The sequence below is a fragment of the Mangrovimonas sp. YM274 genome (genome assembly GCF_030908385.1).
In the GTDB taxonomy this organism is placed as follows: Bacteria; Bacteroidota; Bacteroidia; order Flavobacteriales; family Flavobacteriaceae; genus Mangrovimonas_A.
The window spans coordinates 1,052,501-1,064,588 of the sequence record NZ_CP133091.1; the positions used below are offsets into that span (position 1 = coordinate 1,052,501).

9 protein-coding genes and 2 rRNA genes (1 of these 11 only partly in view) are annotated in these 12,088 nt (G+C 38.7%); 10 read left to right on the forward strand and 1 reads right to left on the reverse strand.

Annotation, left to right across the window (positions count from 1 at the left end; genetic code table 11):
• The 4 genes from RBH95_RS04570 to RBH95_RS04585 all read left to right on the forward strand — a co-directional run.
• A 23S ribosomal RNA gene (locus tag RBH95_RS04570) occupies positions 1–301 on the forward strand (it extends 2,518 nt beyond the left edge of the window).
• Positions 302–387: 86 nt separating this feature from the next.
• Positions 388–495 (forward strand): 5S ribosomal RNA (gene rrf / locus RBH95_RS04575).
• Between the two features lie 587 nt (positions 496–1,082).
• Positions 1,083–3,773, forward strand: coding sequence for a DUF5018 domain-containing protein (locus RBH95_RS04580; protein WP_307901535.1), 2,691 nt, complete (start codon positions 1,083–1,085; stop codon positions 3,771–3,773).
• A gap of 116 nt (positions 3,774–3,889) precedes the next feature.
• On the forward strand, positions 3,890–4,858 hold the full coding sequence (locus RBH95_RS04585; protein ID WP_307901536.1) for a T9SS type A sorting domain-containing protein: 969 nt from the start codon (positions 3,890–3,892) through the stop codon (positions 4,856–4,858).
• 109 nt (positions 4,859–4,967) lie between these two features.
• Here the strand turns inward: RBH95_RS04585 and RBH95_RS04590 are convergent, their stop codons facing one another.
• On the reverse strand, positions 4,968–6,110 hold the full coding sequence (locus RBH95_RS04590; RefSeq protein ID WP_307902228.1) for an acyl-CoA dehydrogenase: 1,143 nt from the start codon (positions 6,108–6,110) through the stop codon (positions 4,968–4,970).
• A gap of 93 nt (positions 6,111–6,203) precedes the next feature.
• Here RBH95_RS04590 and RBH95_RS04595 point away from each other — a divergent pair, with 93 nt between their 5' ends.
• From RBH95_RS04595 to RBH95_RS04620, 6 genes are all read left to right on the forward strand, one after another.
• A complete protein-coding gene (locus tag RBH95_RS04595; protein ID WP_307901537.1) occupies positions 6,204–7,268 on the forward strand; it encodes an anhydro-N-acetylmuramic acid kinase in 1,065 nt (354 codons plus the stop codon).
• 136 nt (positions 7,269–7,404) lie between these two features.
• Entirely contained in the window at positions 7,405–8,631 is a 1,227-nt protein-coding gene (locus tag RBH95_RS04600) for a Glu/Leu/Phe/Val dehydrogenase dimerization domain-containing protein (RefSeq protein WP_307901538.1), read from the forward strand.
• Positions 8,632–8,640: 9 nt separating this feature from the next.
• Positions 8,641–10,035: a sodium:proton antiporter NhaD gene (nhaD, locus tag RBH95_RS04605; RefSeq protein ID WP_307901539.1), complete on the forward strand. Its 1,395-nt coding sequence runs from the start codon at positions 8,641–8,643 to the stop codon at positions 10,033–10,035.
• 69 nt (positions 10,036–10,104) lie between these two features.
• Positions 10,105–10,797, forward strand: a complete 693-nt coding sequence (locus tag RBH95_RS04610) for a MotA/TolQ/ExbB proton channel family protein (protein WP_307902229.1) — start codon at positions 10,105–10,107, stop codon at positions 10,795–10,797.
• Entirely contained in the window at positions 10,797–11,192 is a 396-nt protein-coding gene (locus tag RBH95_RS04615) for a biopolymer transporter ExbD (RefSeq protein WP_307901540.1), read from the forward strand. Before RBH95_RS04610 ends, RBH95_RS04615 begins: the two co-directional genes overlap by 1 nt.
• A 1-nt stretch (position 11,193) precedes the next feature.
• Complete coding sequence (locus RBH95_RS04620; protein ID WP_307901541.1) at positions 11,194–12,084, forward strand: energy transducer TonB; 891 nt, start codon at positions 11,194–11,196, stop codon at positions 12,082–12,084.
• Positions 12,085–12,088 lie beyond the last annotated feature (4 nt).

A 12,088-nucleotide genomic window follows, 5' to 3' on the forward strand; every position in this document is an offset into this window, starting at 1 on the left:
TCAGAACGTCGTGAGACAGTTCGGTCTCTATCTACTGTGGGCGTTAGAAATTTGAGTGGATCTGACTCTAGTACGAGAGGACCGAGTTGGACGAACCTCTAGTGTACCTGTTGTTCCGCCAGGGGCATTGCAGGGTAGCTACGTTCGGAAGGGATAAGCGCTGAAAGCATATAAGCGCGAAACCCACCACAAGATGAGATTTCTTTAAAGGGCCGTGGAAGATGACCACGTCGATAGGCTACAGGTGTAAAGGCAGTAATGTCATAGCCGAGTAGTACTAATAACCCGTAGGCTTATTGTACGCGTTCTTTTTATAGGTTGCAAAAAATATTTCATGGATATGTTTCCATTATGTTAAGATATTGGTCCAGAAATGGACAGACGATTTAAGGCGGTTATAGCGACGGGGCTCACCTCTTACCTTTCCGAACAGAGAAGTTAAGCCCGTTAGCGCCGATGGTACTGCACCTGTGGGAGAGTAGGTCGTCGCCTTTTTTGAAGCCCCCAGCATCAACTGCTGGGGGCTTTTTTGTTTTTGGATACTTCACCATTTATGACGCTTAATTTATTTTTCTGATAAAATTATTTCTGTTAATTCGCTTTAAGTGAGGTTAAGGATAACACTCTATATTTTCACTTTACGTTAGATTCAAGGTTATTGTCCTGTGTGGTAGTATGGGGTATAGGGCTATCGTTAAGTCTAGTCTTCAACTTCATAAGAGTTTGGTACATGCTTTTTAAAAATACTTAAAGATGTAATCGATTGAAAAAGTTCAATTAATTCACAATACTTTCTGTTTGACAACGTATTTGACTGCGTCATATTCCATGGCATGCTAGTTGTATAAAGGTGTTAGTTACTAATATATTAAGCATTGGGTTGTAAATAGTGTATATCGGTAAAAAATTGTTAGTTTTTTTGTGGATATGATAATTAATTTTTACATTAGTGTAATCGATTACAGCATTATCTGTTGTTTTATCGAGTTACAGGATAGGAGTTTAACTGATTGAAGCTAAACCACCGAAACCGTAGTAAATGGAATGCAAGTAACCAACTATAATCATTTAACAAGCATCTAATGATTAAAAAACTACTTTCCCTATTAGTGTTGTTGCTATTGGCAACTCAAGTCAGTTATTCTCAAGAAGCCTTAATTGATTTTAATTTTCAAGAAACCGATATGCCCGAAGGTATTATATCGGATGGAACCATTTCAACCGGTGGTCCAGTTAACAATTGTACAGAATGTTCTGAGGGACGTCTTGTAGTAAGTACTGGTGGTTATTTGCAAGGCGATGTGTCTAGTTGTGGGGTGTTTTTGGTTAAAATGAAATCTTCTGGAAGCACACCAAGGACTGTGACGGTAAAGTACCAACATTTGGGTTCGGAAGATTATATAATTGCTGGTGATGTTTCTGTGGTGCAGTCGGGAACTGGACTATATGAGCTTACAGATCTTTTTCCTGCACTTCAAACACCTGGGACTACTTCCATTCGTTTGGAAAATGCTCCTAGCGGTGGGCAAGTACATATTCATGATTTATATATAGAATCTAGTGCCGATTTGTTTTCAGAAGCAGACATTCTTACGTTTAACTTGCCTGGTCAGGTAGGTGAAGAAATAATCGATATAGATGCCAATACTATTGGTGTATCAGTTCCTATTGGAATGGATTTAACTTCAGTTATTCCTGAAGAAATAGAAATATCTCCTTCGGCAACTATTTCACCTTCGGTAGGCACAGCGAGGGATTTTTCTGTGGGAAATAATGTAAGTTATACAGTAACGTCACAAGATGGTAATACCATTAAAGAATGGTTGGTAAGTGTTTCCGAAGTGGTGTCTAGTGAAAAGGACATTACAGCGTTCACATTGGTCGAAAATCAAATAGGAGAAACCATCATTGACAGTGAAGCGGGAACGATTGAAGTGACCGTGCCAGAATCTGTGGATGTTACCAATCTTGTTCCAACGACGTTGACAATTTCACCCTTTGCAGACATAACACCTTCGGCAGATACCCCTCGTGATTTTTCTAGTCCAGTTGAATATACCGTGACCGCGCAAGACAACAGCACAAAAACTTGGACGATTACTGTTTTTGAGGAATTGCCTTTTTACAGTTTGGACGTGTCAGTTACAGGAATTGGAAATGTGACTTTAAGTCCGGAAGGCGGTATGTATGAAGAAGGAACGGTGGTAGCCCTTACAGCGGAGCCTATTTGGGATGCTACCTTTACTGGATGGGCCGGAGACTTAAGCGGTAATGAATTGGAAGAGACCATAACTATGGATGGTTCTAAAAGTGTGACGGCTACTTTTTCAGCAGATGTGGAATTGGATTTTGAGGTTCCTGTGGGATTTGCTTCCGTTGATACAGGTGCTGAATACCAAAACTACGATTTCAGTTTTAATGGTCCTGTAAACGGAGGTCAAGGAGCTGCTGATACGCTTTGGGTGAATGGTCCTGACGATTTTGACATGTTGGCTTGGCATTTATATTATAGAAATAGGGCCTACAAAGGGCTTTCGGGAACCAATGGCGTTAGCGCAACGCCAGAAGTCATTGTTTTTACAGAAGGGGTTTACGAAGAAGGCACTTCCGATTCTTCGGCTTGGGGGAATCATATGTTGACGGTTCAGGAGCAAGGAGATTTAACCATTATTGGTGAACAAAATGTGGTTTTAAAGTTTGGATTAAACATTAAGCGATCTTGGAATGTGTTGATTCGCAACCTGACGTTTTATGATTATTATGATGACGGAATCAATATTGGAGAACCGGAAACCCACCACATATGGGTAGACCATTGTACGGTTGGACATCCTGATACAAGACCTGAAGATCAAGATCATCCTGATGGCGGAATTGACGTTAAAGGAGGAGCAAGTTATATATCCTTATCTTGGAATATTTTGAGAAATAGTTGGAAGACCAATCTTATTGGGCATTCCGATAGCAATGGATCGGAAGATATGGGGAAATTGAAAGTGACCCTTTATGCCAACCATTATTTCAATAGTAATTCCAGAAACCCAAGAGTGCGTTTTGGAGAGGTTCACGTGTTGAACAATTTGGTGGAAGGAATTACGCTTTACGGTATAGCAGCTTCCAACCAATCGCAGGTATATGCCGAGAATAATTTCTATCTCAATACGCGTTGGCCAATGTACGCCGATAGAACAGCTTCCGATTTTCAAGCAATTTATGGTGTAAATACTGATAACACTTTTACTTCCAAAACGGGAAATTATCCAGCAACGGCGTTGAAGCAAGTAGGGAATGCTTATGATGATAGTGAACTTCCTATAATTACTTCACAAATCAATCCAGAGATGTTGAACCCGGGAGGCCGTTCGGTAAAATTTGATGAATTGAATCCTGAAGGAATTTTTGAGCCTGCTTCCTATTACGAGTATGAAGCATTTCCTGCCGATGTTGTTGAAGAATTGATTCCCCTTTATGCTGGAGCAGATGTTATTGATTTCTTCCAAACGGAGTCCCTTGGTGTATTGGATCTGGAGGAGCAGTTGTTTAAGTTGTATCCTAATCCAGTTAAGGATTATTTGGTATTGCAACATGCTGCCGCGCAACCGGAAGGAACGATAGCAGTGTATAGTTTAACTGGAGTAAAGGTTATGTCCATAAATGTTAAGGAACAGAGCACCATTACTTACATTAACCTTGCAACCTTGGCAAATGGATTGTATGTGGTGCATTATAAAGATGCTCAGAAACAGCAGCAGTTCAAAATAGTGAAAGGATAGATTCTTATAAGAATATGGTTATTGGAGCCCTAAATAGTTTGTTAAGTTGATAATTTTTAAAAAGGAGAAGAGCTCTCTTTGGACAGATTATATATTTAATTTTAAAAACTAACATTATGAAAAAACAATTACTAAAAGTTGCAATGATTGCCATTCCTTTTGTAGGATTGATGTCATTTAAGAGCTCCCCAATGTTTTTTGGAGTGGGATGGACTATTTACCATGCCGATGTAATGCCGGATCTATTTGATCCTCCTTTTCAAGAATCCAGTGCAGGAACAGATTTTTCCAATGAAATTATTGAAGACCCAGATGATTCTAATAACAACTTATTGGAAATGGAATGTCCAGGAACTTCTTTTTATTGGCGAATGAATTTTGCCAATAACGATATTATGGTTGATAATTTAACTGTGGCAATGCGTATAAAAGGAAATGCTGATTATGATGTACCCATGGATATTGATATGCACTATAATGATGTGAGAACCCGTATATCCTTTGATAAAAGCTATAATGATCTCACTAATGTAGCCCGCGTAAGAAATGGAGAAGGAGAAACTACCGAATTAGGTATTGATTTGGATGAGTGGCATACCTATCGTTTTACTATGACCTCTGAACAAGCTTTACTTTATATAGATGAAAGTGACACTCCTGTTATGACTATTACTCCTCAATCATCTGAAAGTGGAAACAGTCACTTCCGTTTTGGTGATGGGTCCTCTACAGAAGGAGAGTTTGGTGCTTCTGTTGATTGGGTTGTGTGGGATGTGACCGGAGCGTATTCTCCATCAGAGTTGGAGTTGCCCATGGAAGTATTGAGCGTAGATTCATATGTAGCAAATAAGGTTTGGGTTGGACCAGTGCCAACAAACAATGTCCTGCATGTTAATCATCCAAATTCAACTGGCGATTCTCAAATAAAGGTATTTAATCTGTCAGGGAAATTGGTGAAATCTATCGAAACACAAGGAAATTTAAACCGAACTGAAATAGACATGAGCCAATTGGCTGCAGGCTTATACATTATAAAATATCAAAATGGAGGCCAAGAGCAGCAGTTCAAAGTTTTAAAAGAATAATAACAGTTAGCAATTTATAAGATTATGTAAAAGCATACTATTGTTAATGATGACAAATAAAAAAGTCCAACCATTCGGTTGGACTTTTTTCAATATGTATTTTATTGAGTTAATCTCTCAAAACACCTCTAGAAATTACAATTTTTTGGATTTCTGAAGTTCCTTCGTAAATCTGGGTAATTTTGGCATCACGCATTAAACGCTCTACATGGTATTCTTTTACGAATCCATTTCCACCGTGAATTTGAACAGCCTCTACAGTTTGTTCCATAGCCACTTTTGAGGCGTATAATTTTGCCATGGCACTGGACATATCATAATTATTACCATTGTCTTTGTCCCAAGCAGCTTTGAACACCAACATACGAGCGGCTTCAATTTCGGTTGCCATATCTGCCAATTTAAAGGCGATGGCTTGATGGTTGCAAATTTCAGTTCCGAAAGCTTTTCTTTCTTTGGAATATTTTAATGCTAATTCATAAGCACCTGAAGCAATTCCTAAAGCTTGAGAAGCAATCCCAATACGTCCACCAGATAAGGTTTTCATAGCAAACTTGAATCCGAAACCATCTTCACCAATTCTATTCTCTTTAGGAACTTTTACGTCATTAAATTGAAGGGTGTGAGTGTCACTTCCTCTAATTCCTAATTTATCTTCTTTTGGACCAATGTGGAAACCTTCCATGCCCTTTTCTACAATAAAAGCGTTGATTCCTCTGTGTCCTTTTTCACGATCGGTTTGTGCAATTACCAAATATACATCGGCACGGCCACCATTGGTGATCCAGTTTTTGGTACCATTCAATAAATAGTAATCACCCTTGTCAATAGCGGTAGTAGCCTGAGACGTTGCATCACTACCGGCTTCAGGCTCACTTAAACAAAATGCTCCAAGATTTTCCCCTGTAGCCAATTTGGTTAGGTACTTTTCTTTTTGAGCTTCATTTCCATAAGCTTCAAGGCCATAGCATACCAAAGAATTATTCACAGATACCATTACGGAAGCAGAAGCGTCTATTTTAGACAATTCTTCCATAATTAATACATACGAAATGGCATCCATACCACTACCTCCATATTTAGGATCTACCATGATTCCTAAAAATCCAAGGTCTCCCATCTTTTTCACCAACTCATCAGGGAATTCCTGTTTGTTGTCACGCTCTATTACGCCCGGAAGCAGTTCTGTTTGAGCAAAATCACGAGCGGCATCGCGAATCATTATATGTTCTTCGGTAAGCTTAAAATCTATCATGAAAAATTAAATTATTGAATTGTTAAAAAACGAGTGCAAATATAGTATTTTGCTGCGATTTTTTCAATAAGGATTATTATTTTTACACATATGACAACAAGGAGCTATAAAGTTTTAGGAGTTATGTCTGGAACCTCATTGGATGGGGTCGACTTAATTAACGTTTCATTTCATTTTGATGGAAAATGGTCCTACCAAATTCATCAAGCAGAAACAATTGCATATTCCAAAAAATGGGAGGCAACCTTGAAACGCTTGGTCGATTTTTCTAAAGATACTCTTTCGCAAATTGATGAAGACTATACCAAATATTTGTCTGGATTGATACGCGATTTTATAATAAAGTATCGCATAGATTCATTGGATGCAGTGTGCTCTCATGGACACACGGCTTTGCACCAGCCCTCTGAGGGATTGACATATCAAATCGGCAATCTGCCTGTTATTTCTCAATTGTTGGAACAAAAAGTGGTGTGCGATTTTAGAGTTCAGGATGTTGAGCTTGGTGGACAGGGAGCACCTTTAGTGCCTATTGGAGATGCCCTATTGTTTTCGGAATATGATTTCTGTCTTAATTTGGGAGGCTTTGCAAATATTTCCACTGACATGAAAGGAAGTAGAATAGCCTACGATATATGTCCCGTAAATATTGTGTTAAACCATTATGTGCGACAATTAGGCCTAGATTATGACGACCAAGGACAAATAGCTCGATCAGGAAATTTGGATGAGACTTTGTTGGAACAATTGAATTCTCTTGAGTTTTACAAAATGAGCTTTCCGAAATCTCTAGGATTGGAATGGGTAGAAACCTCTATACTTCCTTTAATAGATGACGCTAGACTTTCTATAGAAGATATACTAAGAACTATTACAGAACATGCAGCCAACCAAATTTCGAAGGAATTCGAGATAAAACCAGGAGGAACCGTTTTAATAACAGGAGGAGGCGTTTATAATTCGTTTTTAATTGAAAGGATTAAAGCAAAAACAAAAGCCAGTATTGTCATTCCTTCTTCTGAAATTATCAATTATAAAGAAGCGCTTATTTTTGGTTTTTTAGGGGTTTTAAAAATGAGAGAAGAGCCCAACTGTTTGGCCTCGGTTACAGGGGCAAGTCATGACCATAGCTCAGGTCAAGTGTATTATCAGTAAAATAATTTTAAAATTGATATTTAAGGATTTTTAGTTTTTTATATTTGTTGCGCAAAAAAAACGACTAGAAATTGTATCATTTTTAATGGAACCATCAATGATACGAATTATATACAATAAGGATTAATAGCATTACATGAAAGATTTACTTCAAAAGTACGAAGCAAAAGAACCAGAAATAATATTTAATTGGAAAGACCCAGAAACAGAAGCCGAAGGCTGGACGGTGATAAATTCACTTAGAGGAGGCGCCGCAGGAGGGGGAACAAGAATGAGAAAAGGGTTAGACATGAACGAAGTGTTGTCCCTAGCCAAAACTATGGAGGTCAAGTTTACCGTATCGGGACCAGCCATTGGAGGTGCCAAATCTGGAATCAATTTTGACCCACAAGACCCAAGAAAAAAGGGCGTTTTGGAACGTTGGTACAAAGCGGTATCGCCACTGCTTAAAAGTTATTACGGGACAGGAGGCGATTTAAACGTAGACGAGATTCATGAGGTAATCCCAATTACTGAAGAGAGTGGTGTTTGGCATCCTCAAGAGGGGGTTTTTGAAGGCCACTTCAAACCAACTATTGCAGATAAAATCAACCGTATTGGACAGTTGAGACATGGGGTAATCAAGGTTATTGAAAACCCTATATTTTCTCCAGATGTAAGAAGAAAATATACCGTAGCAGACATGATCACGGGATATGGTGTTGCAGAGGCTGTTAAACATTTTTATGAAATCAAAAATGAATCTGTGGTTGGTAAGCGTGCAGTAGTACAAGGCTTTGGGAATGTTGGAGCTGCAGCGGCTTTCTATTTGTCACAAATGGGGGCAAAAGTAGTTGGGATTATAGATGTTGTTGGAGGATTAATCAAGGAAGAAGGATTTTCATTTGAGGAAATTACTGAATTATACCTTAACAAAAAAGGGAATAATCTAGTTGCCGAAAACTTGATTCCTTTTTCAGAAATTAATGAAAAGGTTTGGGGATTGAAGACTGAAATCTTTGCTCCATGTGCTGCATCAAGATTGGTAACCAAAGAGCAAATTGACCAAATGATCAATAGTGGCTTAGAGGTGATTTCGTGTGGTGCTAATGTGCCTTTTGCAGATAAGGAAATTTTCTTTGGACCTATCATGGAGTATACCGACAGTAAGGTGAGTTTAATTCCTGACTTTATTTCAAACTGTGGAATGGCAAGGGTATTTGCTTACTTTATGGAGCAGCGTGTTCAAATGACAGACGACGCTATTTTTAGCGATACTTCCAATACAATTAAAGAAGCTATTAAAAACGTACATAGTAAAAACAATACAAAAACAGGTATAAGTGCTACTGCTTTTGAAATTGCATTGAGCCAACTTATATAAACTTAATTTATGGAAACGGTAATAGTATTAGTATTTGTAGTGGGCTATTTGGCCATTACATTAGAACATAATTTAAAAATTGATAAGTTAATTCCTGCTTTGGTGATGATGGCGATCAGCTGGGCTTTAATTGCCTTGGGTATTGACGCTTTCCCGCAATGGTTCGATTCTGCAAATCATACTTTAATGGAAAATTTTGGTTTGCTTGAACACGAGGATAAAATGCATTTGATGGAAGAAACCTTGCTTCATCATTTAGGAAAGACTGCTGAAATATTGGTATTCCTTTTGGGAGCTATGACCATTGTTGAGATTATAGATTACTTTGACGGTTTCTCCACAATTAAAGGGTTTATTAAAACCAAGAACAAGAAAACGATGCTTTGGATTTTTTCCTTATTGGCATTTTTCTTGTCTGCGATAATTGATAACTTAACAGCCACAATTGTATTGATTTCTATTTTACAGAAATTGATTCAGGATAGAAACACGCGTATTTGGTTTGCTGGTTTAATCATTATCGCTGCAAATGCCGGAGGAGCGTGGTCGCCAATTGGAGATGTTACTACAACCATGCTTTGGATTGGTAAAAAAGTATCTGCAGGGCACTTGTTTGCTTACTTGTTTATTCCTTCATTGTTGTGTATGTTGGTACCAACCTTTATTGCATCGTTTCTACCTGCTTTTAAAGGTAAGATTGAAAACGAAGAAGAAGAAGATGATGGACCAAAGACTAAGTTTAGTTCAACGATGTTTTATTTGGGATTGGGAGGTATTGTATCGGTTCCAATTTTTAAACAGGTCACCCATTTGCCTCCGTATGTTGGAATGATGTTGGCCTTGGGTGTTGTTGCCATTTTTGCCGAAATTTACAGCAATACCAAGTTCACTTTAATGGATTCTGGCTCAGATGATGAAGCTTTCCAGGGGCATCATAGTCCAGTGCACCATTCATTGTCGCGTATTGAAATGCCAAGTATTTTATTTTTCTTAGGTATTTTATTGGCGGTTGCCGCTATGGAGTCTTTAGGTATTTTATTTGGGTTCGCTCAATCGTTGCAAGACACCATGCCTATGTTAGGAACCGAATTGCATCATGAAGGTGTTTCAGATTTGGTAGTTATGCTTATGGGAGTAGGTTCTGCAGTTATCGATAATGTACCATTGGTAGCGGCTAGTTTAGGGATGTTCTCTGAGCCTTTGGATAATGAGTTGTGGCACTTTATAGCCTATTCAGCAGGAACCGGAGGCAGCATGTTGATTATAGGTTCTGCGGCCGGTGTAGTTGCTATGGGAATGGAAAAAATAGACTTTTTCTGGTACTTGAAAAAGATTGCTTGGTTGGCTCTTGTTGGGTTCTTGGTCGGAGCTGCAGCATTTATGGTCACAAGAACTTTAATTTAAAATATACTTTCGTTGCAAAACCAACGTTAGAACAATAATTAGAACTAATACTCAAAATTTATAACCATGATGTTATCTTTTAACCTACAAGAAGGTGCAGAATTACTTACTGAAGAACAACCAGTAGAGAAAACACTTTCCATCATTGAACTTATTGGAAGTGGCGGTCTTGCCGGACAAGTAATTATTGCTGTTCTTTTTATCCTGTTGATTATGGCGGTTTACATTTATTTTGAACGTCTCTTTGCTATTAAGGATGCTTCCAAAGTAGACTCCAATTTCATGAACCAAATTAAGGATCATGTTAGTAATGGGAAAATTGATTCGGCTCAAATGTTGTGCGCCCAAGTGAATACACCCGTTTCCAGATTGATCAATAAAGGGATTACCCGTATTGGGAAGCCTTTGGAAGATATCAATACCGCCATTGAAAGTGCCGGGAGATTGGAAGTTTATAGCTTAGAGAAAAATGTCAGTGTATTGGCCACGATATCCGGTGCAGCCCCAATGATCGGATTTCTTGGTACAGTAATTGGTATGATTCTATCAATCTTTGAAATTGCCAATTCAGGAGGTCAAATCGATATTAAACTATTGGCCGATGGATTGTATACGGCCATGACAACTACAGTTGCCGGGTTAATTGTTGGTATTGTTGGATATATTGCTTACAATCATTTAGTGGTAAAAACCGATAAGGTTGTGTACCAAATGGAAGCAAATTCTTTAGAGTTCTTGGATCACTTAAATGAGCCTATCTAATGAATTTAAGAGGAAGAAATAAAGTCACGCCAGAATTCAATATGTCGTCCATGACGGATATTGTATTTCTGTTATTGATCTTTTTTATGTTGGCATCTACTTTGGTAACCACAAACGCCATTGATATTTTATTGCCAAAGGCCAGTGGTAAAACCGAAAACAAGAAATCGGTAGCGGTTAGCATTACAAAAGATCTAAGATATTATATAGACCAAAAATTGGTGGGAGAAAGTGTTTTGGAAACCCAATTGGTTTCTGCACTTGCTGGACAGGACAAACCAACGGTGGTATTGCGTGCAGAAAAATCTGTACCGGTAGATAACGTGGTTAAGGTTATGGACATTGCCAATAGAAACAAGTTCAAGGTTATTTTAGCAGTAAAACCGAATAATTAATATGAAATATTTTGAGACCAAATATGAGCGCAACTCGGCCAAGATTACCGCATTGATTATGGTGATTTTGATATTGTTGTTATTTGTAGTTGGTCATAAATATTTGGATCCGCCAGAGGAATACGGCGTAGCCGTTAATTTTGGAAATTCTGCAGTAGGAAGTGGCGATGTACAGCCCACAAAACCTTTGGCACCACCTAAGGAAACTGTTGAAACCCCTGTAGAGGAGGTGAAGCCAGAAGAAACTGTGCAACCACAACCTAAAGAAGTTACGGAAACAGCAACCAAAGCTGAAGATGTGCTCACGGAGGAAAGTGCCGAAGCCATTGCTATTAAGAAGAAAAAGGAAGCTGATGCCAAAGCCAAAGCTGAAGCCGAACGTGTTGAACGTGAAAAACGTGAAGCTGCTGAAAAGAAACGTTTGGAGGAAGAGAAGAAAAGACAAGAAGAGGCTAAGAAGAAAAAAGCGTTGGATGCATTAATAGGGGGTGTCAGCAATTCCGAAGGTACGGAAGCCGGAGGTGAAGGCCCAGATGGAAAACCAGGAGATAAAGGTCAATTGGATGGTGATCCGTATGCCCCAAGTTATTTTGGAGGTAGTGGTCCTGGAAAAGGAGGGGTAGGTTATGGTCTAGGAGGTAGAGGAACCCCTAGCAAGCAAATATTCAGACAGGACTGTAATGAATATGGATTGGTGGTTGTACGTATTGAGGTGGATAGAAGTGGTAATGTCGTTGCGGCCGAACCAGGTATTAGAGGTACAACAAATACACACCCTTGTTTATTGGAACCAGCTAAAAAAATTGCCCTATCGCATAAATGGCCAGCTGATCCCAAAGCACCTGCCAGACAGGTAGGATTTGTAAGCATTAATTTTGATGTAACCCAGTAGACAT